The 23549-nt window shown below is 64.7% G+C and carries 21 protein-coding genes and 1 pseudogene; 13 read left to right on the top strand and 9 right to left on the bottom strand.

Translation table 11 applies throughout. The features are described 5' to 3' along the window. The first annotated feature begins 110 nt into the window (after positions 1-110). Positions 111-479 (top strand): nuclear transport factor 2 family protein, encoded by a 369-nt coding sequence (locus IVA81_RS00615; RefSeq protein ID WP_247310697.1) that lies wholly within the window; start codon positions 111-113, stop codon positions 477-479. On the opposite strand, the gene IVA81_RS00610 is transcribed toward IVA81_RS00615, so the two are convergent. Further along, positions 476-1816, bottom strand: coding sequence for an ATP-binding protein (locus IVA81_RS00610; RefSeq protein WP_247310694.1), 1341 nt, complete (start codon positions 1814-1816; stop codon positions 476-478). The two genes, IVA81_RS00615 and IVA81_RS00610, sit on opposite strands and share 4 nt — an antisense overlap. Before the next feature lie 84 nt (positions 1817-1900). Between IVA81_RS00610 and IVA81_RS00605 the strand changes: the two genes are divergently transcribed. The 5 genes from IVA81_RS00605 to IVA81_RS00585 all read left to right on the top strand — a co-directional run bounded on the left by IVA81_RS00605 (position 1901) and on the right by IVA81_RS00585 (position 7283). After that, positions 1901-2545, top strand: a complete 645-nt coding sequence (locus IVA81_RS00605) for a response regulator transcription factor (protein WP_094890791.1) — start codon at positions 1901-1903, stop codon at positions 2543-2545. 621 nt (positions 2546-3166) lie between these two features. Then, positions 3167-4585 carry a threonine synthase gene (gene thrC, locus IVA81_RS00600; RefSeq protein ID WP_247310692.1) on the top strand — a complete coding sequence of 473 codons (1419 nt, stop codon included), beginning with the start codon at positions 3167-3169 and terminating at the stop codon, positions 4583-4585. Then, the gene (locus tag IVA81_RS00595; RefSeq protein WP_247310690.1) at positions 4582-5871 is read left to right on the top strand and encodes a pitrilysin family protein; all 1290 of its coding nucleotides are present in this window, start codon (positions 4582-4584) and stop codon (positions 5869-5871) included. The genes thrC and IVA81_RS00595 overlap by 4 nt, the downstream gene beginning before the upstream one ends. Positions 5872-5910: 39 nt before the next feature. Next, a complete protein-coding gene (locus tag IVA81_RS00590) occupies positions 5911-6498 on the top strand; it encodes a GNAT family protein (RefSeq protein WP_212079711.1) in 588 nt (195 codons plus the stop codon). Between the two features lie 134 nt (positions 6499-6632). Continuing rightward, positions 6633-7283, top strand: coding sequence for a hypothetical protein (locus IVA81_RS00585; protein WP_247310687.1), 651 nt, complete (start codon positions 6633-6635; stop codon positions 7281-7283). A gap of 195 nt (positions 7284-7478) precedes the next feature. Here the strand turns inward: IVA81_RS00585 and IVA81_RS00580 are convergent, their stop codons facing one another. The 5 genes from IVA81_RS00580 to IVA81_RS00560 all read right to left on the bottom strand — a co-directional run bounded on the left by IVA81_RS00580 (position 7479) and on the right by IVA81_RS00560 (position 10121). Beyond that, the gene (locus tag IVA81_RS00580; protein WP_247310685.1) at positions 7479-7964 is read right to left on the bottom strand and encodes an ATP F0F1 synthase subunit B; all 486 of its coding nucleotides are present in this window, start codon (positions 7962-7964) and stop codon (positions 7479-7481) included. 5 nt (positions 7965-7969) lie between these two features. Then, positions 7970-8536 (bottom strand): F0F1 ATP synthase subunit B, encoded by a 567-nt coding sequence (locus tag IVA81_RS00575; protein WP_247310684.1) that lies wholly within the window; start codon positions 8534-8536, stop codon positions 7970-7972. Between the two features lie 65 nt (positions 8537-8601). Then, a complete protein-coding gene (locus IVA81_RS00570; RefSeq protein ID WP_007599451.1) occupies positions 8602-8832 on the bottom strand; it encodes a F0F1 ATP synthase subunit C in 231 nt (76 codons plus the stop codon). 53 nt (positions 8833-8885) lie between these two features. Continuing rightward, complete coding sequence (locus IVA81_RS00565) at positions 8886-9635, bottom strand: F0F1 ATP synthase subunit A (RefSeq protein WP_247310682.1); 750 nt, start codon at positions 9633-9635, stop codon at positions 8886-8888. 111 nt (positions 9636-9746) lie between these two features. Further along, positions 9747-10121, bottom strand: coding sequence for an AtpZ/AtpI family protein (locus IVA81_RS00560; RefSeq protein WP_063197865.1), 375 nt, complete (start codon positions 10119-10121; stop codon positions 9747-9749). A gap of 75 nt (positions 10122-10196) precedes the next feature. On the opposite strand from IVA81_RS00560, the gene IVA81_RS00555 reads away from it, so the two are divergent. The 3 genes from IVA81_RS00555 to IVA81_RS00545 all read left to right on the top strand — a co-directional run bounded on the left by IVA81_RS00555 (position 10197) and on the right by IVA81_RS00545 (position 11650). After that, positions 10197-10484, top strand: coding sequence for a hypothetical protein (locus tag IVA81_RS00555; protein WP_247310679.1), 288 nt, complete (start codon positions 10197-10199; stop codon positions 10482-10484). Further along, complete coding sequence (locus tag IVA81_RS00550; protein WP_247310676.1) at positions 10481-11017, top strand: hypothetical protein; 537 nt, start codon at positions 10481-10483, stop codon at positions 11015-11017. The genes IVA81_RS00555 and IVA81_RS00550 overlap by 4 nt, the downstream gene beginning before the upstream one ends. A 159-nt stretch (positions 11018-11176) precedes the next feature. Further along, positions 11177-11650: a secondary thiamine-phosphate synthase enzyme YjbQ gene (locus IVA81_RS00545; protein ID WP_247310673.1), complete on the top strand. Its 474-nt coding sequence runs from the start codon at positions 11177-11179 to the stop codon at positions 11648-11650. A gap of 125 nt (positions 11651-11775) precedes the next feature. Here the strand turns inward: IVA81_RS00545 and IVA81_RS00540 are convergent, their stop codons facing one another. Beyond that, the gene (locus IVA81_RS00540; protein WP_247310671.1) at positions 11776-13401 is read right to left on the bottom strand and encodes an MFS transporter; all 1626 of its coding nucleotides are present in this window, start codon (positions 13399-13401) and stop codon (positions 11776-11778) included. Positions 13402-13739: 338 nt separating this feature from the next. Between IVA81_RS00540 and IVA81_RS00535 the strand changes: the two genes are divergently transcribed. Next, entirely contained in the window at positions 13740-14411 is a 672-nt protein-coding gene (locus IVA81_RS00535; RefSeq protein ID WP_097657244.1) for a response regulator transcription factor, read from the top strand. Positions 14412-14523: 112 nt separating this feature from the next. Here the strand turns inward: IVA81_RS00535 and IVA81_RS00530 are convergent. Further along, a pseudogene (locus IVA81_RS00530) lies at positions 14524-17357 on the bottom strand (tetratricopeptide repeat protein). A gap of 195 nt (positions 17358-17552) precedes the next feature. Between IVA81_RS00530 and IVA81_RS00525 the strand changes: the two are divergent. The 3 genes from IVA81_RS00525 (at position 17553) to IVA81_RS00515 (ending at position 19663) form a co-directional block, all read left to right on the top strand. After that, complete coding sequence (locus tag IVA81_RS00525; protein ID WP_247310669.1) at positions 17553-17972, top strand: organic hydroperoxide resistance protein; 420 nt, start codon at positions 17553-17555, stop codon at positions 17970-17972. Between the two features lie 35 nt (positions 17973-18007). Next, the gene (locus tag IVA81_RS00520) at positions 18008-19036 is read left to right on the top strand and encodes an alpha/beta hydrolase (protein WP_247310666.1); all 1029 of its coding nucleotides are present in this window, start codon (positions 18008-18010) and stop codon (positions 19034-19036) included. A 72-nt stretch (positions 19037-19108) separates the two neighbouring features. Further along, entirely contained in the window at positions 19109-19663 is a 555-nt protein-coding gene (locus tag IVA81_RS00515) for a cytochrome P460 family protein (RefSeq protein ID WP_247310663.1), read from the top strand. A 42-nt stretch (positions 19664-19705) separates the two neighbouring features. On the opposite strand, the gene IVA81_RS00510 is transcribed toward IVA81_RS00515, so the two are convergent. Further along, the gene (locus IVA81_RS00510) at positions 19706-23215 is read right to left on the bottom strand and encodes a PAS domain-containing hybrid sensor histidine kinase/response regulator (RefSeq protein ID WP_247310660.1); all 3510 of its coding nucleotides are present in this window, start codon (positions 23213-23215) and stop codon (positions 19706-19708) included. Positions 23216-23549 lie beyond the last annotated feature (334 nt).

The raw sequence follows: 23549 nt of genomic DNA, 5'->3' as shown, positions 1-23549 counted from the left end.
GACGGTCCCCCGAGGGGAACCCGGTATCGCCCGGGGTTTATTATTCAGCGCACATTCACGAGTGTGGTCCTAAGCCGCCTGTGGTTTCCCGCGGCAGACAGGATTGCGGCGTGAGCGATTTCGATCAGATGGGAATTGTCGTCGACTGGGTGGACGCCTGCCGGAAAGGCGACCTCACGACGTTGCTCGACCTCTATGCGGACGATGCCCAGCTCGAATGCACGTGTAACGGCGCGCAGCGCTATCGCGGCCGGAGCGAGCTCGAGGCCTATTGGCAGCCGCGGCTCAGTGCGTTCTCCTTGGCGGGTTTCGGGCTGGAGGAGATCCGCCCGGTGCCCCATGGCGTTGATCTCGAATATTCCGTCGCCGGCGCGCTACGCATTCGCGCCTCGTTTTGCTTCAGCCCGGAAGGCAAGATCCGCAGCACGCTGTGCGAGCCGGCGCGACAGCACGCGCACGACGGCTGTTGTGCATGTTAGCCGCCGACCGGCTCCTCGCGTGCCGGTTCGGCCGGAAGGCGACAGCGGACATAGGTTCGCTCATCCGCGCGCAGCAGTGACAGCGATCCGCTGAGCGCGCGCACGCGCTCATGCATGCCGGTCAGGCCACGGCCGAAGACATTGTCGGCGGGGAAGCCGCCGCCGTCGTCGGAGATCTCGATGACGAGCGCCTCACTGCTGACGGTCGCCTGGACATGGGCGCTGCTGGCCTTGGCGTGGCGCAGCACGTTGGTCAAGGCCTCCTGGATCACGCGATAGACGGTCCGGGCCAGCGGCCCGTCTATCACGTTGAGATCCGGATCGATCGTATCCGTCAGGACGATATGCGGTGCCTGCTTGCGAAAGTTCCGGAGCAGCGTCTGCACGCTGGTCGCAAGGCCCAGCTCCTCGATGTAGAGCGGCCGCAGCCGATCCAGGATGCGGCGGTTGGTCTGCTGGAGTGCCTCGACCGATTGCAGCACCTGCTGGGCCGGGTTGCCGAGATTTCCCACCGGCGGTGAGGCGTCGACCAACGCGATCGTACCGGCGCGGATGCTGAACAGCAGCGGTCCGAGCTCATCATGCAATTCGCGGGCGAGATCACGCCGCTCGTCATCCTGGAGCGACACCAGGCGGTGCATCAGATCGCGATTGTCCTGGCTCAATTGTGCAAGCGTAGCAGCCAGCGCATTTGCTTCCGCACAGCTCTGCCGAATCTCCGGCGGCCCTCCGACCGGGATCGGCGTTGCGTAGTCGCCGCGCCGCATCCGTGTCAGGCCTTCACCGAGATGTTGCAGGGGATGCAGGGCCGATCCCGCGAAGACGTAGGCGATGATTCCAGTGAGCACCGTCAGCACGGCGACGAGGCTGGTCAGGGCCAGGAAGCCGATCCATTTCTCGAACAGGTCGGCCGAGAGGTCCGGCAGGAACACGATATCGCCGATACGTCTGCCATCGATCAGCACCGGGGCCGCAACGTCCGTGCCCGGTAGCATAAGCAGGTTGACGAACCACTGCGGCACCCCTTGCAGGTTGCGCGTGTCGTTCTTTGGCGAAGGCACAGGCGCGCCTTCCGCGGAACGGAATTGGATGTCCGAGGAGGTGGTCAAGGATTGGACAAAGGCGTCAAGCATCTTCTGCGGATCGTCCGACGCGCGCAAAGTGTTGTTGAGTGCGGTGGCGATCGTTCGGGTCGAACGTCGAGCGGGCTCGTTCTCGTCGGCCAACTGGCTGGTTGCGAATATCTGGAGCAGCACCCCGCCCAGGATCAGGGCTGCGAGAAAGCTCGCGCCGAGCGGAAGAAACAGTTGCGTTCTGAACGAGAGTCGTTGCCACATTAGGTCAATTCTAACGCGCATCGGCGGGATTTGCTCTTTCCATTTGTTCCCGCCGGTTTATGAGTCAAAAAAAGCGAGTGCGCGATGCAAGATACCGCCAAGCCGGGGACCCGGGTCCTGATCGTCGATGACCATCCCGTGGTGCTGTCCGGTTGCCGCACTCTGTTCGCTTCGGACCATTCGATCCGTATCGACGAGGCGACGGACGCCAAATCCGGGCATCGCGCCTATGTCAGCAAGCGGCCCGACGTCACTGTGATCGATATCAGCCTGCCCGATGTCTCGGGCTTCGAGCTGATGCGACGCATCCGCAAGGACGATCCCGACGCCAAGATCATCATGTTCAGCATGAACGACGATCCGGCCTTCGTGGTGCGGGCAGTCGAACTCGGGGCGCAGGGCTATGTCTCCAAGGGCGACGATCCCAGGATCCTGCTGAAAGCGGTGCGCAAGGTGGTCGCAGGCGACAATTTCATCTCACCGCAGCTCGCGGAAGCCGTGACGTTTTCCGGCGCGGCGATCAAGGCCAACCCGGCCTCGCAGATGACGCCGCGGGAACTCGAAATTCTTCGCCTGCTCGGACGCGGCGACAAGATCGTGGAAGTCGCCGAGGCGCTCGGCATCTCCTACAAGACGGTCGCCAACACCACGTCTCTGCTCAAGCAGAAGTTAGGGGCCAAGAACCATTCCGACCTGATCAGGATCGCGGTGGAAATCGGGATGAATTGACGTCGCCGGCACCGACCGCCCGGCACCGAGGGTCGGGACACTGGCGGCCTGGGCACTGGCGGCGTGGACTGCGGCCCGGAGCACCGAACCGGCTACTCCAGGATGCAGCCGGTTCGGCGGGACGGATCGGTGTCAGCGTGCAGCCGGGCAATGCATGGACACCGCCGACACCCATCCGCGGACACAATGAGCCGAGGTGGCAATCGTTCCGGTGCTATCCGCAACTGTCGGGACAAAACGGCAATCGACGGAGCGAATTCGCTCGAACGAACTCGCAAAAGCTCGGGCGTTTCGGGAAAAATAGGAACATCGTCCCGCATCGGTCGTTTTCGCCCTTGACGATTTCGTGACGGGCGACGAAAGCTTGGCTGACAAGTTTCAGCGGGGCGGCGACCCGAAAGAGGCAAACCCGGTCTGCACATATCAACGACAGACCTTCCAAGAGAGGGCTGCGGCGCCGCCGCAGCCCTTTTTGTTGGGCAGGTGTACAGGTGGGAAGCGGTTTCCCGATGCCGCAAAACACTTTATGGTGGCCCAAAGCCTCTGGCTGTTAACAAGTAATTTCGTAAAATCAAAGGCTTATGGATCGCGCTCAGGCCCGGTCGGCCTTTGGAGGGCAGTTTGACTCGTTATATCTCGACCCGGGGCGAGGCCCCCGAACTCGGCTTCTGCGACGTGATGCTGACCGGGCTCGCCCGGGATGGCGGCCTGTATGTGCCGGCCACTTGGCCGCAGCTCTCCACTGATGCCATCGCCGGCTTCTTCGGCCGTCCCTATTGGGAGGTCGCCGTCGACGTGATTCGTCCCTTCGTGGGCGGCGAGATCAGCGACGCCGAACTCGGCCGCATGGCAAACGAGGCCTACGCGACCTTCCGCCATCCGGCGGTGGTGCCGCTGCGCCAGATGTCGCCGCACCAGTTCGTGCTGGAGCTGTTCCACGGCCCGACGCTCGCCTTCAAGGACGTGGCGATGCAGCTGATCTCGCGGCTGATGGACCATGTGCTCGCCAAGCGCGGCCAACGAACCACCATCGTGGTCGCGACGTCAGGCGATACCGGCGGCGCGGCGGTCGAAGCCTTCGCCGGCCTCGAGAACGTGGATCTCATCGTGCTGTTCCCGCACGGCCGCATCTCCGAAGTCCAGCGGCGGATGATGACTTCGACGGGCGCGGCCAATGTCCATGCGCTCGCCATCGAGGGCAATTTCGACGACTGCCAGGCGCTCGTGAAGGGAATGTTCAACAACCATCGCTTCCGCGATGCGACCTCGCTTTCCGGCGTCAATTCCATCAACTGGGCGCGCATCGTCGCCCAGGTGGTCTACTATTTCACCTCCGCCGTTGCCGTCGGCGCGCCGGCGCGTGCGGTGGATTTCGTCGTGCCGACCGGCAATTTCGGCGACATCTTTGCCGGCTATGTCGCCAAGCGCATGGGCCTGCCGGTGCGGACCCTGCGCATCGCCGCCAACGTCAACGACATCCTGGCGCGCACGCTGAAGACTGGGATCTATGAGGTGCGCGAGGTGCACGCGACGGCGTCGCCGTCGATGGACATCCAGATCTCGTCGAATTTCGAGCGGCTGCTGTTCGAGGCCGGCCGGCGCGATGCGGCAGGCGTGCGCCGTCTGATGGATTCGCTGAAGCAGTCAGGACGTTTCGTGCTGCCCGATGCGACGCTGGCCGCAATCCGGGAGGAGTTCGACGCCGGGCGCGCCGACGAGACCGAGACCGCGGCTGCGATCCGCGCCGGCTGGCGCGAGGCAGGCGAGCTGGTCGATCCCCATACGGCGGTGGCGCTCGCTGTCGCCGACCGCGACACCACCGACACGAGGGTGCCGAGCATCGTGCTCTCGACCGCCCATCCGGCCAAATTCCCCGATGCTGTCGAAGCGGCCTGCGGCCAGCGGCCGCAATTGCCGGCTTGGCTCGACGGATTGATGACCAAATCCGAACACATGAAGGTGGTGAAGAACGACCAGGCCGAGATTGAGCGGTTCGTGCTGTCGGTCAGCCGCGCCGCAAAGCAGGGAGTTGCCGGATGAGCGTCGAGATTTCCAAGCTTGCCTCCGGCCTGACCGTCGTCACCGACAAGATGCCTCACCTCGAGACCGCGGCGCTTGGCGTCTGGGCCGGCGTCGGCGGACGCGACGAAAAGCCCAACGAGCACGGCATTTCGCATCTGCTTGAGCACATGGCGTTCAAGGGCACGACCAAGCGCTCCTCGCGCGAGATCGTCGAGGAGATCGAAGCGGTCGGCGGCGACCTCAATGCCGGCACCTCGACCGAGACCACGTCCTATTATGCGCGGGTGCTGAAGGCCGACGTGCCGCTGGCGCTCGACGTGCTCGCCGACATCCTGGCCAATCCCGCCTTCGAGCCCGACGAGCTGGAGCGCGAGAAGAACGTCATCGTGCAGGAGATCGGTGCCGCGCAGGACACACCCGACGACGTCGTATTCGAGCATCTCAACGAGCTCTGCTATCCCGACCAGCCGATGGGCCGCTCGCTGCTCGGCACCGCCAAGACGCTACGCGCCTTCAACCGCGACATGCTGCGCGACTACCTCTCGACGCATTATCGCGGGCCCGACATGGTGGTGGCGGCGGCCGGTGCGGTCGATCACAAGCAGGTGGTCGCCGAGGCCGAGAAGCGTTTTGCGAGTTTCGAGGGGACGCCGGGCCCGAAGCCGCAAACCGCCCAGTTCGGCAAGGGCGGCGCCAAGGTGGTGCATCGCGAGCTGGAGCAGGCGCATCTGACGCTGGCGCTGGAAGGCGTGCCGCAGAGCGATTTGTCGCTGTTCTCGCTTCAGGTCTTCACCAACATCCTCGGCGGCGGAATGTCGTCGCGGCTGTTCCAGGAGGTGCGCGAGAAGCGCGGTCTCTGCTACTCCATCTATTCGTTCCACGCGCCTTATACCGATACCGGCTTCTTCGGCCTCTACACCGGCACCGATCCGGCCGATGCGCCGGAGATGATGGAGGTCGTGGTCGACATCATGAATGATTCGGTGGAGACGCTGACCGAGGCCGAGATCGCGCGCGCCAAGGCGCAGATGAAGGCGGGCCTCCTGATGGCGTTGGAGAGCTGCTCGTCCCGCGCCGAACAGCTTGCCCGTCATGTGCTGGCCTATGGCCGGCCGCAGACGGTCGAGGAGCTGGTGGCCCGGATCGACGCCGTCAGCGTCGAATCGACCCGGGACGCGGCGCGTGCGCTGCTGTCGCGGAGCCGGCCTGCCGTTGTCGCATTGGGCAGTGGCAGGGGTCTGGACACGGCGGTGTCTTTTGCGGAAGGATTGACCCGGGCGCGCGCCAAGGCGCGGTTGCATTAGGAGCCGCGCGCGGGCCGATCTGCCCCGGGAAGCATCACCATGGCCCTCTTTCGCCTGCCGTCCAGTGGACCCGCCGCCCTCGCGCCGCGCGGCAACGGGCTATTGTTGCGCGCGCCGCAGATGTCGGATTTCCTGCAATGGGCGCATCTGCGTGAGTCCAGCCGCGACTACCTGACGCCCTGGGAGCCGATCTGGCCGTCGGACGATCTCACCCGCTCCGGCTTCCGCCGCCGTCTGCGCCGCTATTCCGAGGACATCGCCGCGGACCGTTCCTATCCCTTTCTGATCTTCCGCGAGCTCGACGGCGCCATGGTCGGCGGCATCACGCTGGCCAATGTGCGGCGGGGTATCGTCCAGGCCGGCACCATCGGCTATTGGGTCGGACAACCCCATGCCCATCGCGGCTACATGACGGCTGCGCTGCGGGTCCTCCTGCCGACGCTGTTCGGCGAACTCAACCTGCACCGCGTCGAGGCGGCCTGCATCCCGACCAATGCGCCGTCGATCCGGGTGCTGGAGAAGTGCGGCTTCTCCCGTGAGGGGCTGGCGCGCCGCTATCTCTGCATCAACGGGATCTGGCAGGACCATTTGCTGTTTGGCCTCCTGCACGAGGATTTCCGCGGCTGAACCCCATTCGTTCATGTGACCAAAGTCTCTTTGGTACCGCCTCGTTTGCTGCCTTGGGTTCGCCGATTTTGACGATATAACGCGCAGGCCTACCGGCGATCGGCCGGGGATTTTGTAATGGAGTACGGGCTTTGATGGGGAAGCAGCTTCGGTCATCGCGGAATGTGCTGCGGCGAATGCCGGCGATCGCGCTGGCATTGTCGGTGTCGTTCGCAGCGGTTTCGCCGGCCGCGGCGCAGTCATTCACCGACCGCTTCAAGAGCCTGTTCGGCGGCAAGTCCGACGAGCCGGCCGAGCCCAAGCCGGCGCCTGCGCCCGGCCAGCCGGCTGAAGACGATCTCGATTGTCCCCAGGTTACGGTGCGCGCGGGGGCCTCGACCTACGCGGTTGGGGCCACCGGCAAGCCGGCCGTTGGCAATGAAATCCGCTTCCAGGCCTCGATCACCAAGATGGCGCGCGAATGTGCCCGGAGCAGCGCTGGCATCACGGCGCGGATCGGCATTCAGGGCCGCGTCATCGCCGGTCCCGCCGGTGCGCCTGCCTCCGTCGAGGTGCCCCTGCGCATCGCGGTCGTGCAGGGCGGCGTTGGCGAGAAGGTGATTGCCTCGAAGGCCTACCGGACCACGGTCGATATGACCGAGGGCGGCAGTGTGCCATTCACCTTCGTCGTCGAGGATATGACCTATCCGGTACCGTCAGCGGCGACCGCCGACAGCTACATCTTCTATGTCGGCTTCGACCCGCAGGCGCTCTCGCCCGAGCCGAAGGGGCGGAAGAAGAAGTAGGAGGTCTGGTGCCCCGGACGCGGCGCAGCGCGCAGCGGTGCGCCTCAGAGCCGGGGTCCAGAAATTGCGGATGCATGGGTCCCGGCTCTGCGTCGCGTCTTTCATGCCGCGTCGCGTCCGGGACACGACAGTCTTCAGGCCAACAAAAAAGCCGGCGCTCATCGCGCCGGCTTTTTGATTGGTGAGGCCAAACCCTCAGTTCAGCTTCTGCCGAACCTCGGTGATGCCCCTGGCGAGCAGGTCGTCGGCGACCGGGCCCTTGACCGACTGCGACAGGATCGTGGAGGCGGCCTGAACGGCGGCTTCCGCGGCTGCAGCGCGGACATCAGCCAGCGCCTGGGCCTCGGCGAGCGCGATCTTGCTCTCCGCGGTCTTGGTCCGGCGGGCGACGAAGTCTTCCATCTTCGCCTTTGCGTCGGCTGCGATGCGCTCGGCTTCGGCCTTGGCATTGGCGATGATGTCGGCGGCCTCGCGCTCGGCCGTCGCACTGCGCGCCTTGTAGTCGGCGAGCACCTTGGCCGCTTCCTGCTTGAGGCGCTGGGCGTCGTCGAGCTCGGCCTTGATGCGGTCGGCACGGTGATCGAGCGTCTTCATCACGGTCTTGAAGACCCCGAGATAGCCGAAAACGACCATCAGGATCACGAAGGCGACGGCGACCCAAAATTCAGGTTCGAAGAACATCTCGACTAACCTTTCAGGGACGCATCGACCGCGGCATTGACCGACGCAGCGTCGGGAACGACGCCGGTGAGCTGCTGCACGATCTGGCCTGCCGCATCGGCTGCGATGCCACGGACGTTGCTCATGGCGGTTGCGCGGGTCGAGGCGATGGTCTTCTCCGCCCCGGCGAGCTTGGCCGCCAATTGCTCTTCCAGCGTCTTGCGCTCGGCGTCAGCCTGCGCATTCGCCTTGTCGCGGGATTCGTTGCCGATCGCCTGTGCCCGCGTGCGCGCCGAAGCGAGCTCGCTCTCATAGGCTTTCAGCGCCGCGTCGGACTGGTCCTTCAGCTTCTGCGCTTCGGCGAGGTCACCCTCGATCTTGTTTTGACGCGCCTCGATCGCACCGCCGATGCGCGGCAGAGCGAGCTTGGACACGATCACGTAAAGCAGGACAAAGAAGATCGCGAGCGACACCAGCTGTGAAGCGAAGCTGCTGCTCTCGAACGGCGGAAAGCCGCCACCGTGGTGACCACCGTCAGCCTCGGTATGAGCGCCCGCCGCCGGACCTTTTGCGCCGCCATGACTCTCAGCCATGGAGTTCTCCTGTTGCTGTCACACGCGCCGTCCCAGAGCCTGGAACGGCGCGAAAAACGTCGTCCTCAGAGCGGAACGAACAGCAGCAGCAGCGCGATCAGCAGCGAGAAGATGCCGAGCGCTTCGGTCACGGCGAAGCCGAAGATCAGGTTGCCGAACTGGCCCTGAGCGGCCGACGGGTTGCGGACGGCTGCGGCGAGGTAGTTGCCGAAGATCACGCCCACGCCGACGCCCGCGCCGCCCATGCCGATGCATGCGATGCCCGCGCCGATAAGTTTTGCTGCTGCCGGATCCATTTTAGACTCCTTGGAAGAAAGATTGGGTTGTGGGTGGAAATTCCCCGGACCGCTCAGTGTCCCGGATGAATGGCGTCGTTGAGGTAGATGCAGGTCAGGATCGCGAACACATAGGCCTGCAGGAACGCGACCAGGAGCTCCAGCGAGGTCAGCGCGACCGTGAGCGCCAGCGGCAGCACGCCGCCGATCCAGCCGACAGCGCCGAGCGAGAAGCCGAGCATGGCGACGAAGCCCGCGAACACTTTCAGCGCGATGTGGCCGGCCAGCATGTTGGCGAACAGACGGACGCTGTGGGAGACCGGACGCAGGAAGAACGACAGGATCTCGATGAACATGACCAGCGGCAGGATGTAGATGGGGACGCCGTGGGGAACGAAAATCTTGAAGAATTTCAGGCCGTTCTTGTAGATTCCGTAGATCAGGACGGTGAAGAAGACCAGCAGCGCGAGCGCCGCGGTGACGATCAGATGACTCGAGATCGTGAAGGTGTAGGGGATGATGCCGACCAGGTTCGAGACGCAGATGAACATGAACAGCGAGAAGATCAGCGGGAAGAACTTCATGCCTTCCGCGCCGGCCGTCGAACGGATGGTCGAGGCGACGAATTCGTAGGAGATTTCGGCGACCGACTGCAGGCGCCCCGGAACCAGCTGCGTGCCGCTGGCGAGCATCAGGATCGAGATGATCGCGACGGCCACCAGCATGTAGAGCGACGAATTGGTGAAGGCGATCGTGTGATTGCCGATATGGCCCAGGGTGAAGAGAGGCTCGATGTTGAACTGGTGGATCGGGTCGATTTTCATCAGCGCGGCATCTCTTGGTCTGCCGGGCAATGCCGGCGGGTCTCGGTCTGCCGGCCGGGCCGGCCCGTACCGGCGAAGCCGGCACGATCATTCCTCATCTGGTGGGACAGCTTACGAACCACCGCGCCTGTTTTGACCCGCGCCCGCCGTTCTCACCACATTCACCACGCCGGCGACGAAGCCTAGCAACAGGAACACGATAAACCCGAAAGGCGACGTCGACAGCAAGCGGTCGAACCCCCAGCCAATCCCCGCCCCGACAACGACGCCGGCGATCAACTCCGAGGATAACCGGAAACCAAGCGCCATCGCCGAGGCTCTGGCCGCTCCGTCTCCACCGTCACCTGCGGGTTGCTCGGTCTTGATCCGGCGGTCGCGAAATTCGGACAACCTCTGATCAAGACTTCCGAGCCGTTCGGAAAGCGCAGCTTCCTCGGACGATTTATCGCGATCTCCATTCTCGCCGTGTCCCGTGCCCTGTGTCATGCAACGAAGACCCGAAACGCTGCGGCTGAATGGAAATTACGCCCGCCACCCTCAAAAGCCGCGCGGACCATACTGATGGCCCATAATCAAGTCAAGCCAAGTCACGATTGCGTCGCTTTCGATTATGTGACTGATTTATTTGATGATATTGGCGTGCACGGCAGCGCTGCACACAGCGTGACGCCGCACCGCAGCAGCTCGCCTCATGATCGGCGAATGCGGCCGCCCTTTCGCCGCGCTGCCGGGATCAAAGACATCGCCGCGATCGTTGATGTCGGTGCGCGTTTTGGGCAGCAGATCGTCGCACCGGGGTGTAGAATTTGCCAGATTGCCACCTGCACGTCGTGGCGGAGAGCGCGATGAGACCCGTGATGTCATCCACAACATCCTGGCTTGCGGCGGCGGCATTTGCCGCGGCGATGGCCGTCAGCGGCGGTCTCGAGGCCGCGCAATCCGCGCCCGACAGCGAAAACGGTCGCTACAGCATGACGCCCATCCCCGAAGGCGTGCTGCGGCTCGACACGCGCACCGGCACGGTATCGACCTGCACCAAGAACGGCGCCGGCTGGGCCTGCTACGCGGTGCCCGACGAACGGACGGCGCTCGACGCCGAGATCGGCAGGCTCCAGGCCGAGGTCGAAAGGCTGAAGGGGCAGCTCGCGGCAGGCCCGACGGCGTCGGGCAAGATCGACGAGGCGCTGCCGAAATCCGATCCGTTGAAGAAAGCCGAGCCCAAGAACGCCCAGCCCCGGGCCGCCGAGGGCGAGCGCAAGATCGAGATCCCGCTGCCGAGCGATCAGGACGTCGATCGCCTGATGTCGTTTCTGGAAAAGGCCTGGCGGCGGCTGATCGACATGGCTAACCGCGTCCAGAAGGACGTGTCGGGGAGGATTTGACGGTGCCTTCGCGCCATCCATGCGTTGAGGTGCCGTAGGGTGGGCAAAGGCGCTCTTGCGCCGTGCCCAACATGTTTCCACGACGACAAGAGAGGACGTGGGCACGTCGCTTCGCGCCTTTGCCCCCCTACGGCAGTGTCCGATGCAGCGAGACCTTTCATGACATCAGCCAAATCCGTCACGCGCTCGGCAGCATCGTCCGTGCAAGCCACCGCGATCGCTTCGTCATTGCTGACCGTGCAGACGTCGGGCCGCGGCTTCACTGATCTCACCAGCGAAGTCGCAAAATTCGTCGCCGAGGTGCACGCGCGCGAGGGCGCATTGACGCTGTTCATCCGCCATACCTCGGCCTCACTGACGATTCAGGAGAACGCCGATCCTTCCGTGCTCGTCGACCTCACGACGGCGCTGTCCCGGCTCGCGCCGGAGAATGCCGGGTGGACCCACGACACCGAAGGACCGGACGACATGCCGGCACACATCAAGACGATGTTGACCGGAGCCTCGCTTCAGATCCCGGTCCTGAACGGCAGGCTTGCACTCGGCACCTGGCAGGCGATCTATCTTATCGAGCACCGCAAGCGCCCGCATCGGCGCGAGGTGGTGCTGCAATTCGTCGGCAGCAATCAATAGAGCGTTTTCGAGCGAAGTGGGCGCCGGTTCGCGTCAAGAAACGCGTCAACAAGAAGCTTCCATAAAACAAAACCGGCCGCGGGACACCGCGGCCGGTTCGTGTTGGTTGAGATCGGTGCTTTCGATCAGGTCGCCTTGATGTCGACGTCCTTGGTCTCGGGCAGGAAGAAGAGGCCGATCACGACGGTAATCGATGCGAAGATGACCGGATACCAGAGACCCGCATAGATATCGCCCGTGGAGGCCACGATGGCGAAGGCGGTCGCCGGCAGCAGGCCGCCGAACCAGCCGTTACCGATGTGGTAGGGCAGCGACATCGAGGTGTAGCGGATGCGGGTCGGGAACAGTTCGACCAGCATCGCAGCGATCGGGCCGTACACCATGGTGACGAAGAGCACCAGAATGAACAGCAGCCCGATGGTCGCGGCCACCTGCGGACGGAAGATGTCGAACGGATGCGACATCTTCACGATGCCCGCATCGCCCGGCTTCGGATAGCCGGCCGCCTGCACGGCGGCGAGGACCGCCGGGTTTCCGTCCTTGGCGTTGGCGTAGGCGACGTCCTTTCCGTTGACCACCACCTTCACGCCCGAGCCTGCAGCGCTTGGCGTGGTCGAGTACTTGACCGACGATTGCGACAGGTAGGCACGTGCGGTGTCGCAAGGCGAGGTGAAGACGCGGGTTCCGACCGGGTTGAACAGGTCGCCGCAACCGGCGGGATCCGCCACCACGTCGACCTTGACCGACTCGATCGCCTTTTCCAGCGCCGGGTTGGCGTTGGTGGTGATCATCTTGAAGATCGGGAAGAATGTCAGCGCCGCGATCAGGCAGCCGCCGAGGATGATCGGCTTGCGGCCGATCTTGTCGGAGAGCACGCCGAACACGATGAAGAAGCCGGTGCCGAGCAGCAGCGACCAGGCGATCAGCAGGTTGGCGGTGTAACCGTCGACCTTCAGGATCGATTGCAGGAAGAACAGCGCGTAGAACTGGCCGGTGTACCAGACAACGCCCTGGCCCATCACGCCACCGAGCAGCGCGAGCAGCACGAGCTTGCCGTTCTGCCAATTGCCGAAGGCTTCGGTCAGCGGCGCCTTCGAGCTCTTTCCCTCGTCCTTCATCTTCTGGAAGATCGGGGATTCATTGAGGCGAAGCCGGATCCAGACCGAGATGCCGAGCAGCAGCACCGAGACCAGGAACGGAATGCGCCAGCCCCACGCCGCGAAGTCGGCCTCGCCGAGGGCGGAACGGGTGAACAGGATCACCAGCAGCGACAGGAACAGGCCGAGAGTCGCCGTGGTCTGAATGAAGGAGGTGTAGTAGCCGCGCTTGCCGTTCGGAGCATGCTCCGCGACATAGGTCGCCGCGCCGCCGTACTCACCGCCAAGCGCCAGGCCCTGGGCGAGGCGCAGCGCGATCAGGATGATCGGAGCCGCGATGCCGATGGTCGCCGCGTTCGGCAGCAGGCCGACGATGAAGGTCGACAGACCCATGATCAGGATGGTGACGAGGAAGGTGTATTTGCGGCCGACGATGTCGCCGATGCGGCCGAACACGATCGCGCCGAACGGACGCACCAGGAAGCCGGCTGCGAACGCAAGCAGCGCGAAGATGTCGCGGGTTGCCGGCGGATAGGCCGAGAAGAACTGGGCGCCGATGATGCCGGCCAGTGAACCATAGAGGTAGAAATCGTACCATTCGAAGACGGTACCGAGCGAGGAGGCGAGAATGACGAACCGTTCGTCCTTCGTCATCCCTCCCGCGCCTGCTTGAGATACGGCCATTGTCGACATGTTGAGTCGCTCCCCGAAATGCGTTTCCTCGCGCCCCAGACGTCCGGACATGCCGGATCAACCAGGTCTTGCCCGCAAGGTAACATCGGCGTGAAACCCGCCCCAATACGACTTTCGGCCTTGCGCACTGACGTGCAGCTGACGTCCGGTATCGGGCGCCGGCCTGCTGTCACGGCGGCGTCCGGATTAACCCCTTTGCAGCAAAGGGATAATGTGCACTTGCATGCCACGGCCGCTCGGGGAAGAATTGGACAAACCCGGGATCTGTCCGCCGGCCCCCGAACGACAGCAAGAGAACGATGAACGCTCCCTCGACCCATCTCGTCATCGCCGATGACCATCCGCTTTTCCGCGACGCGCTGCGACAGGCGGTGGCCGGCGTCCTGACCTCGGCCAGAATCGACGAGGCCGGATCGTTCGAGGATCTGACCACGCTCCTGGAACAGACCTCGGACGTCGACTTGATCCTGCTCGACCTCTCGATGCCCGGGATCTCAGGCTTTTCCGGCCTGATCTATCTGCGTGCGCAATATCCGGCGATCCCGGTGGTGATCGTTTCGGCTTCCGACGACAGCGCCACGATCCGCCGCTCGCTCGATTTCGGCGCCTCCGGCTTCATTCCGAAGCGTTTCGGCGTCGAGACCTTGCGCGACGCCATCCTCAAGGTGATGGAAGGCGACGTCTGGGTTCCCGCCGACACCGACCTCTCGGCTGCGGCCGATCCCGACATGACGCGCCTGCGCGACCGCCTGGTGACGCTGACGCCGCAGCAGGTCCGGGTTTTGATGATGCTGTCGGAGGGGCTCCTCAACAAGCAGATCGCCTATGAGCTCGGGGTCTCCGAGGCCACCATCAAGGCACATGTCTCGGCGATCCTGCAAAAGCTCGGCGTCGAGAGCCGCACCCAGGCGGTGATCGCGGCCGCCAAGATCGCCGGGGGCCAGTGGAAGCAGGGCACGCCGACGGGGTAAGCGTTGCTGCGCTATCCAATCCGCCATCCTTCGAGGCTCCCCCTGCGGTGCTCCGCACCGCATGCCTCGCACTTCAGGATGAGACGCAGCCTGATACGGTGTAACAGCGCCCTTATAGCATCCGCAAAAGGGTGTTGGCCGCCTTGATGTCCGCCGTCTCTGAGCCCTCGGCAAAGTCGTCGAGGCACGATTGCAGCAACCGTTTCGCGTCCTCGTGCTGCCCGCGTTCGACAATCAGCCCGGCGAGATCGATTGCGGCACGCAGCTCCCAGGCTTTTGCGCCTTGTCGACGGCTCAATTCCAGGGACTGCACAAAATAGGTTTCTGCCTGCTCGGCCCTGGGCTGCGGGAGAGACAGCAGCACCTTGCCCGTCATCCGCAGCAGCTCGGGCATGTACAGATGATCGCCGCCTTGCTCGACCAGGCGGATCGCATCGTCGATCAGTTCTGCGCTCTGCTCGATCTGCCCGAGCGCCAGCAAGCCCTGAACCAGCGCGATGTTGAACGTCGTGGTGAGCAGCTCGTAGCCGGCATCGTGGAGCTCGCGCAGGCAGGTCCTGATCGTCTCGACGCCATCAGCGGCGTCGCCGCGCCGGATCGCCAGCTCGCCTTTGACGCCTCGGCCGACGGCGAGATAAGGCCCCATCGAGCGCGAATTGGCATGTGCGATGAAGTGGTCGATGTTCTCGTCCGCGCCGTCGAGGTCTCCGCTCCAGAGATCGATCGAGACCGCCCAGATCAGCGCAATGCAGAGCGTGATCGGGTGATCCATCTGCGCGGCCTCGGTGACCGTCTGCTGCGCCAGTTGCAGCGCATCTGCGGGCCGGCCCTGCAACCAGAGCTCGCGCGCCAGCGTGATGCCGGCCCGGTTGCGATGATCGAAGCCATGCACGGTGCTGATTCGTTCCGTGCCGGGTCCCTGCCAGGCGACCTCCAGCATCTTCAGCGCGTCGCGATGATCGCCGGCCAGATGCAATGAGACGCCGAGGAGGGAATGGGCGAGGGCGATCGAGGCGGGGTCGCCCAGCGACGTCGCGACCGCGAGGCTCTGCTGGGCGTAGCCAAGCGCGGCGTCGAACTCTCCCATCCGCTCGTGAAAGATATGCATTCGGCCGAGCAGCTGGAGCTGGTTGATGTCGTCGCCACGCGCTTCGGCGATCGCAAGGCTCCTGCTCAAGGCGCCACGCGCCGCGTCGCTGCCGCCGCGGGTGAACATCAAGGTCAGTCCGAGGGCGGCCTGGATGTGCATTTCCTCGGCGCTGCCGCGCGAGGAAGGGACAATCGCCAGCAGGGCCCGTTCCGACCAGCGCCGGCATTCGATCAACAGGGACATCGCCAGGAAAATCGGCGCTGCGGCGGCGGTGAGCGCAATGCCGATGCCGAGATCGCCGTCCGCGCCGAAGCACCAGTCGAGCGCGGCGCGCACATTGTGAAGCGCGGAGAAGTGAGCCGCCCGTTCGTCCGCGCTCGGCACCCTGGCCCAAGTCATGCCGGCCTGTTCCAGCCATCGCCGGTAGTAAGTCGCGTGGCGGACGGCGAGAGCCGCGTCATCAGGTTCGATCTCGAGCAGATAGGCGCGCGTCGTGTCGAGCAGACGGTAGCGCATCATCGCGCCGATCGGTCGCGGCGCGACCATCGATTTGGCAACGAGACTATCGACGGCGTCGAACAGGTGGGTGTGGTCGACGCGCTCGTCCGGCACGACCTCGAGCGCTGCATCGATGGTGAAATGCCCGGCGAAGACCGCAAGCCTGCGTAGCACGAGGCGTTCGAGATCCGACAACAGACCGTAGCTCCAGTCGAGCGTGGCCTGCAATGTCTTTTGCCGGGGTGGCGCCGTTCGCTGGCCCTGCCAGAGCAGGTTGAGGCGCTCGTCGAGCAGCGTTGCCGTCTGCTCCAGGCCGTAGGCTTCGACCCGGCCGGCGGCGAGCTCGATCGCCAGCGCCATGCCGTCGAGCTTGCGGCAGATCCTCGCGATGATCGTGGTATTGGCGTCATCGAGCGTGATCTGCGCCCCGCTGGCTGTGGCACGTTCGAGGAACAGTTGAAGCGCGGGATAGGTCTGGGCTGCGGCGACCGTCAGCGAGGAGCCGTCGGGCGGAACGGCGAGTGGGGCCAATCGATAGACTTGCTCGCCCTCGACGCGCAGGGCTTCGCGGCTGGTCGCGAGTTATGGACATGCGGCGCCGCTTGGAAGATGTCTGCCGCCAGCGGTGCAGCGGTCGCGATGACATGCTCGCAATTGTCGAGGATCAGTAGCATCCGCTTGTCGCGGAGATGCGCGAGCAGAGCGGGCAGGGGATCGTCGGCCGGCAGACCAAGCATCAGCAGGATCGAGGTGATCACGAGATCGGGATCGCTGAGCGCGGCAAGGTCCACGAAATGCGCGGCATCGGAGAATGTTTCGAGCAGGTCGTGCGCGATCGCCACGGCGACCGCGGTTTTGCCGACGCCGCCGGGGCCGGCAATCGTGACAAAGCGCGAGACGATGAGCTTGTCGGAGATGGCGGCGATCGCATCGTCGCGCCCGACCATCCGCTGCAACCGGTTCGGCAGTTTCACAGGCGGCAATTCCAGCCGCGGCGCGGGACGCTGTGCTGCCGCAATGTCCGTTTGCGAAATCGGCGCCACGAAGCAATAGCCGCGGCCGGAGAGCGTCGTGATATAGCGGGCGCCATCCTTGCCGTCGCCGAGCGCCTTGCGCAGCGCTGCGACATGAAAGCGCAGATTGGCCTCTTCGACGGTGATGCCGGGCCACACCAGCGCCATCAGGTCCCATTTGCTGACGACCTCGTTCGGCCGCGACATCAGCGCAATCAGCGTGTCGAAGGCTTTCGCGCCGAGCGGCAACGCGACGCCGTCGCGCATCACGAGCCTTTCATGCGGCGTCACGGAGAATGGCCCGAACGACAATGTTCCCGTCGCGGTGCCGGCCGGCTCAGTCATGGCGAAAACTTGGTCCCTTCGACAGCACCCGATAGCCAGATGATCGCGATCCTGCAAGGCGCCTCCCTGCATCGGCATCAGACCGCGCATGCAGGCCTCGTGAGGCGTGAGGTGACCTCACAATTTCTCACAAGTCCAAACGGGTGTGCTGCCGCGACCGCTGCTAGTCAATGGCGTGACGACGAGGAGATCCTGATGACGCAGGCGGCAAAGATACTCTACACGGCCAAGACCCACACCAGCGGCGGGCGGCACGACGGCATATCGCGCAGCTCCGACGGTCGCCTGGACGTCAAGCTGTCGCCGCCGGGCGCCACCGGCATCGGCACCAATCCCGAGCAATTGTTCGCGGCCGGCTGGTCGGCCTGCTTCGAAGGCGCGATGGAGATCGCGGCCCGCAAGCGCGGGATCGAGCTTCCCAGGAAATGCGCTGTTGATGCGGAGATCGATCTCGTGCTCGACGAGGGCGCCTATTCGCTCCGGGCACGCCTCAATGTCAGCCTGCCAGGCCTCGACCCTGAGATCGCGCGCGGCATCATCGATGATGCGCATCAGACTTGTCCCTATTCCAAGGCCGTTCGCGGCAACATCGACGTCACGGTCGCACTGATCTGACGCATTATCACCAATCATCAAAGGGTAGCACGACCATGACGCAGATCATCGATCAGCATCGTCGCAAGTTCTTCGGCGTCGCCGCCGGAACCGTCGCCGTCGGTCTCGGCGTGATCGACCTCGCGCGCGCCGAAACGGAAGCGTCGCGATCCCAGGCCTCGACCACGTCCTTCGGCGCGATCAAGCAGATCGATGCCGGCGTCCTCAATGTCGGCTATGCCGAGGCAGGTCCTTCGAACGGTCCCGTGGCGATCCTGCTGCACGGCTGGCCTTACGACATTCACGCCTTCGTCGACGTCGCGCCAATCCTGGCAAAAGCCGGCTATCGCGTGATCATCCCGTACTTGCGCGGCTACGGCTCGACGCACTTCCTCACCAGTGAGACACCGCGCAACGGCGAGCCCGCCGCGATGGCCGCCGACATCATCGCGCTGATGGACAAGCTCGATATCAAGAAGGCGGTCGTGGCCGGCTTCGATTGGGGCGCGCGCACGGCCGACATCATCGCCGCGCTGTGGCCGGATCGCTGCCGCGGGCTGGTGTCGGTCAGCGGCTATCTGATCTCCAGTCAGGCCGCCGGCAACATGCCGCTGCCGCCGTCGGCCGAGCTGCAATGGTGGTATCAGTTCTACTTCGCGACCGAGCGCGGCCGGGCCGGGTACGAGAAGTACACGCACGATTTCGCCAAGCTGATCTGGAAGCTCGCCTCGCCGCAGTGGAAGTTCGACGACGCCACCTTCGCCCGCAGCGCGGCGGCGCTGGACAACAAGGATCATGTCGCGATCACGATCCATAATTACCGCTGGCGGCTTGGGCTCGCCCAGGGCGAAGCGAAATACGAGCATCTCGAAAAGAAGCTCGCGGCGGCTCCCGTCATCGACGTTCCGACGATCACGATGGAGGGCGACGCCAACGGCGCACCGCACCCCGACCCCGGCGCCTATGCCAAGAAGTTTTCAGGCCGATACGAGTTTCGCCTGATCACCGGCGGCATCGGCCACAATTTGCCGCAGGAAGCGCCGCAAGCCTTTGCCAAGGCCGTCATCGACGCCGACGGCGCCTGAAGATCCGTCATGACCTCGGTCCAGCCAGGCTGGACCGAGGTCCGCCCGTTGATCCCAGTTTGAAGAAACCTCATGACGTCAGCCAAACCTGAAACGAAGAAATTCTCCGTTTCCACGATCGTCGCGCTCGCCGTGGTTCTCCTCGTCGTTCTCCTGAGCTGCGTGCAGTATCTCGTCACGATCGCTCTTGCGGAGGGCCCCGCGACGGCCGACGCCTCGCCGATCTTCGGCGTCACGATTCCGTCGGGCTACAAGCAGTGGGAACTGATCGCGCCGGCTGAAGAGGCGGCGCCGCTCGACGAGCTTCGCGCCGTGGTCGGTAACCAGACCGCAATCGACGCGTATCAAGCCGGCAAGCTCCCGTTCTCGGACGGCACCATTCTGGTCAAGCGCGCCTGGAAGCGGAAACAATCTCCCGAATTTGCGTCCGCAACGATTCCCGGAGCCGCCACCACGGTTCAGGTGATGGTCAAGGACTCCAGGAAATACGCTGCGACCGGCGGCTGGGGCTTTGGCCGCTTCGTCAACGGCAAGCCGGTCGACGAAGCCCAACATCGCACCTGCTTTGCCTGCCATGAAGCGGGGGCCAAGAGCCGAGACTACGTCTTCACGCGGCTTGCGCCCTAAGCGGTGAAGGTGGGCCTGCTGGCTTTCGTCAGGAAGGCCGCTTCACTCCGCCGCCACCATCTGCTGGGTGCGCCACTGGCCAAGGAGCGCGCGGAGCGAGGCCGGCTTGACCGGCTTGTTGAGCACCGCGACCTTCTCGTCGCGTGCAGCCACCTGCACGGCGGGGCTGCGGTCGGCCGTGATGAGGATCGCGGGGATGGTATCGCCGAAGCGACGGCGAATGTCGCGGATCGCGGCGATGCCGTTGCCGCGATCGAGATGATAGTCGACCAAGAGGCCGGTGACGCGTCTTCCGGCGGTTTCGATTGCGGCGATCGCGCCTTCGGGATCGGCGACCGCGATCACCTCGGCGTCCCAGGCCTTCAGCAGCGTGCGCATGCCGTCGAGGATCGCCGCGTCGTTCTCGATGCAGACGATCAGCGCGCCCGAGATCGGCGTGCGCGCCAGCGGCGTCGCACTGGTCACGGCGGCGGTGTGGGTGATCGCCTTGGCCGTCGGCACCGTCACGGAGAACACCGAGCCGCCGCTCTTGTTGCCGTCGATGGCGATACCGTGCTTGAGCACCCGCGCGAGGCGTTCGACGATCGAGAGACCGAGCCCCAGCCCGCGCGCGATCCGCGCGCCCTGCTCCAGGCGATGGAATTCCTTGAAGATCTCGCCGCGCTTGACGGGCGGGATGCCGACGCCGGTGTCGTAGACGCAGATCTTGAGCGCGGCGCCGCGGCGGCGGCAGCCGACCAGCACGCGGCCGCGCGGGGTGTATTTGATCGCGTTCGAGATCAGGTTCTGGAGCAGGCGCCGCAGCAGGAGCCGATCCGACTCGACTGGCAGCGAGCAGGGCACGAAAGCGAGCTCCAGGCCCTTGGCGCGCGCGATCGGTGCGAACTCGATCTCCAGCGAGCGCATCAGATCGGCCATCTTGAAACTCGAGATCGAGGTGGTCATCGCGCCGGCGTCGAGGCGGGAGATGTCGAGCAGCGCACCGAGAATCTCTTCGATCGCCTGCAGCGATTCGTCGATGTTCTCGACCAGCCGCGTCTCCTCGCCGCTGTGCTGGCGCTCGACCAGGCTCGTGACATAGAGCCGCGCCGCGTTCAGCGGCTGGAGAATGTCGTGGCTGGCGGCGGCGAGGAAGCGCGTCTTGGAGATGCTGGCGTCTTCCGCCGTGCTCTTGGCCAGGGCCAGCTCGGAGTTCAGCCGCGTCAATTCCTCGGTCCGGTCGCGCACGCGCTTTTCCAGCGTCGCGTTGGCGCGCTCCAGTGCTTCCGCCGCCTCGAAGCTGGGTGTGACATCGGTGAAGGTGATGACGAAACCGCTGCCGGGCATGTGGTTGGTGAGCACCTCGATCACCATGTGGCGTTCCGGCAGGCGCTCGAGATATGGCTCGCTGTCGGTGGTGTAAGCGGCGAGGCGCTTCTCGATCATCGCCTCACGGTCGGTCTGATGATCCGGATCGCTCACGCCCATGAATTCCAGGATCTCGCGCAAGGGCGTGCCGAATTGGACGATGTGCGGGGGAACGTTGAGGAGATCACCGAACTGCCGGTTGGAGCAGATCAGTTGCAGGTCGGCATCGAACACCGCGATGCCCTGGCGCACGTGGTTGAGTGCGGTCTGGAGTATCTCGCGGTTGAAATGCAGGGCCGCGTGCGAGTCGTCGAGCAGCTTGAGTGCGGCTTTGGCCGAGACCGTGCGCTTGCGCAGCAGCAGCGACATCACGAGGCGGGAGGAGGCCGCGCCGATCGAGGAGGCGATCAGGTGCTCGGCGTGCTGCAACAGCTCGAAGTCAGCGGGGGCTCCGGACTCCAGCCGGACATTGCGCCGCGCCGAGAACGCCTCGAAGGAATGCCGGGCGCGGTCGGGGCCGAGATATTGCGCGACGGTGGTCTGGATGTCCTGCACGGTGACGGTGGTGCGCCAGCGGCGGAAACCCGGGGAGATCGGCGCGAGCGTGTTGGGCACGAACAGATCGGCCTGCAACAGCTCGATGGACGAGGGCCTTCGCGCCAGCGACAGCAGCACATAGGTCAGGATGTTGAGCGACAGCGACCAGATGACGCCGTGCATCAGCGGCGGCAGATCGGCGCCGAACAGCGCCTGCGGCCGCAGCGCCTCGATGCCGAACGGTCCATGCTGGAGCAGCAGGATTCCCGTGGTCGAGGTGTCCATGAAGCTCGGTATGAACAGCGTGTAGAGCCACACCGCGAAGCCGACCAGCATGCCGCCGATCGCGCCGCGCGCGGTCGCGCGCCGCCATAACAGGCCGCCGAAGAAGCTCGGCGCGAGCTGGGCGATGGCGGCAAAGGAGAGCAGGCCGATCGCCGCGAGCTGGGTATTGCCGAGCGCGCGGTAGTAGAAATAGGCCATCACCATGATGGCGAAGATCGCGAGCCGCCGCGAGCGCAGCAGGAAGTCGCTGAAATCTGCGCCACCGGTGCGTCCTTCCGGCCGGCGTTGCAGCACCAGGGGCACCACGAGATCGTTCGAGACCATGATGGAAAGCGCGACGCATTCGACGATCACCATCGCGGTTGCCGCCGACAGGCCGCCGACGAAGATGGCGACGCTGAGCAGATCCGCACCTCCCTCCATCGGCAACGCCAGCACGTACATATCAGGGTCGGCCACGCCGAACGGGAAGCTGACGAGGCCGGCGAGCGCGATCGGGATCACGAACAGGTTGATGGCGATGAGGTAGAGCGGGAACAGCCAGCGTGCGCGACCGACCTCGGCATCGCTGGAATTCTCCACCACACTGACGTGGAACTGGCGCGGCAGCAGCATGATCGCGCATAGCGACAGCAGCGTCATGGTGAGGAAGTTGCCGATCGACGGCGAGTAGTTGATGGCGCGCACCGCCTCCGGCGTCTTCATGGCGCGCTCGATCAGTTCTTGCGGCGAGAACATCCAGAAGGTGACGAAGATGCCGGCGGCGAGGAAGGCGACCAGCTTGATGATGGATTCGGTCGCGACCGCCAGCATCAGGCCGTGCTGGTGCTCGGTGGCGTCGGTCTGCCGTGTGCCGAACAGCACCGCGAAGGCCGCCATCGCCAGCGTCACCATCAGCGCCATGTCGCCGAGGATCGGGATGTGGGAGAAGGCCTGGTCCTCGCTCAGGATCGTTGCGAGCGAGGAGGCCACCGCCTTGAGCTGGAGCGCGATGTAGGGCACCGAGCCGATGATCACGATCAGCGCGACGGTCGCCGCCACCGCCTGGCTCTTGCCGTAGCGGGCGCCGATGAAATCGGCGATCGAGGTGATGTTGTGGGCTTTCGCCAGCTGAATCACGCGGCGCAAGACGCCCGCGCCGAGCCCGATCATCAGGATCGGGCCGACATAGATGGCGAGAAAGTCGGTCGAGGTACGGGTGGCGAAGCCGACCGAGCCGAAGAAGGTCCAGGAGGTGCAGTAGATCGCCAGCGACAGCGGATAGATCCACCCGGAGGCACGGCCGCGTCCGGCCGGCGAGCGGCGGTCGCCATGGCTCGCCACCAGGAACAGGAAGCCGATATAGCCGAAGGCGGCGGCGATCACGCCCCAATCGTGCAGCATGGCGAGCGCGCTTCTCCCAGGGCGCTGACCGGCGCCCAAGCTCATTTTCCCTGTAAATCTAGCGCGTTGGACCGGTGGAGGCGACAGCGAAATGGCGGGTGAGGGCGGGAACTGGCGTTGTCGTTAAGGTGCGTCGCTTGGGGTCTGCCGAGAGAATCCCCGTGCGGCACCCCCCTCCCTGACCCTCCCACAACGGGGGAGGGAACGGAGAGAGTGTCGATTGTCGCGATCGAGACGGGACAGAGTGGCAGATCAACGTGAGGCAGGCACGCCTATCTCGCTCCCTCCCCCCTTGCGGGGAAGGGTCGGGGAGAGGGGTAGCCACGGGCTCGAT

This window comes from Bradyrhizobium sp. 141, assembly GCF_023074055.1.
Lineage (GTDB): Bacteria > Pseudomonadota > Alphaproteobacteria > Rhizobiales > Xanthobacteraceae > Bradyrhizobium.
This window is presented reverse-complemented; position numbering and strand designations above follow the sequence as displayed.

Bases quoted from the DNA above. Each gene is read 5' to 3' on its own strand.
- IVA81_RS00575 (WP_247310684.1), bottom strand. From the start codon at position 8,536: ATGGCTGAGAGTCATGGCGGCGCAAAAGGTCCGGCGGCGGGCGCTCAT.
- IVA81_RS00525 (WP_247310669.1), top strand. From the start codon at position 17,553: ATGACGCAGGCGGCAAAGATACTCTACACGGCCAAGACCCACACCAGC.
- IVA81_RS00535 (WP_097657244.1), top strand. From the start codon at position 13,740: ATGAACGCTCCCTCGACCCATCTCGTCATCGCCGATGACCATCCGCTT.
- IVA81_RS00585 (WP_247310687.1), top strand. From the start codon at position 6,633: ATGGGGAAGCAGCTTCGGTCATCGCGGAATGTGCTGCGGCGAATGCCG.
- IVA81_RS00520 (WP_247310666.1), top strand. From the start codon at position 18,008: ATGACGCAGATCATCGATCAGCATCGTCGCAAGTTCTTCGGCGTCGCC.
- IVA81_RS00570 (WP_007599451.1), bottom strand. From the start codon at position 8,832: ATGGATCCGGCAGCAGCAAAACTTATCGGCGCGGGCATCGCATGCATC.
- IVA81_RS00545 (WP_247310673.1), top strand. From the start codon at position 11,177: ATGACATCAGCCAAATCCGTCACGCGCTCGGCAGCATCGTCCGTGCAA.
- IVA81_RS00580 (WP_247310685.1), bottom strand. From the start codon at position 7,964: ATGTTCTTCGAACCTGAATTTTGGGTCGCCGTCGCCTTCGTGATCCTG.
- IVA81_RS00590 (WP_212079711.1), top strand. From the start codon at position 5,911: ATGGCCCTCTTTCGCCTGCCGTCCAGTGGACCCGCCGCCCTCGCGCCG.
- IVA81_RS00595 (WP_247310690.1), top strand. From the start codon at position 4,582: ATGAGCGTCGAGATTTCCAAGCTTGCCTCCGGCCTGACCGTCGTCACC.
- IVA81_RS00540 (WP_247310671.1), bottom strand. From the start codon at position 13,401: ATGACGAAGGACGAACGGTTCGTCATTCTCGCCTCCTCGCTCGGTACC.
- IVA81_RS00555 (WP_247310679.1), top strand. From the start codon at position 10,197: ATGGCCCATAATCAAGTCAAGCCAAGTCACGATTGCGTCGCTTTCGAT.
- IVA81_RS00605 (WP_094890791.1), top strand. From the start codon at position 1,901: ATGCAAGATACCGCCAAGCCGGGGACCCGGGTCCTGATCGTCGATGAC.
- IVA81_RS00550 (WP_247310676.1), top strand. From the start codon at position 10,481: ATGAGACCCGTGATGTCATCCACAACATCCTGGCTTGCGGCGGCGGCA.
- IVA81_RS00565 (WP_247310682.1), bottom strand. From the start codon at position 9,635: ATGAAAATCGACCCGATCCACCAGTTCAACATCGAGCCTCTCTTCACC.
- IVA81_RS00560 (WP_063197865.1), bottom strand. From the start codon at position 10,121: ATGACACAGGGCACGGGACACGGCGAGAATGGAGATCGCGATAAATCG.
- IVA81_RS00515 (WP_247310663.1), top strand. From the start codon at position 19,109: ATGACGTCAGCCAAACCTGAAACGAAGAAATTCTCCGTTTCCACGATC.
- IVA81_RS00610 (WP_247310694.1), bottom strand. From the start codon at position 1,816: ATGTGGCAACGACTCTCGTTCAGAACGCAACTGTTTCTTCCGCTCGGC.
- IVA81_RS00510 (WP_247310660.1), bottom strand. From the start codon at position 23,215: ATGCTGCACGATTGGGGCGTGATCGCCGCCGCCTTCGGCTATATCGGC.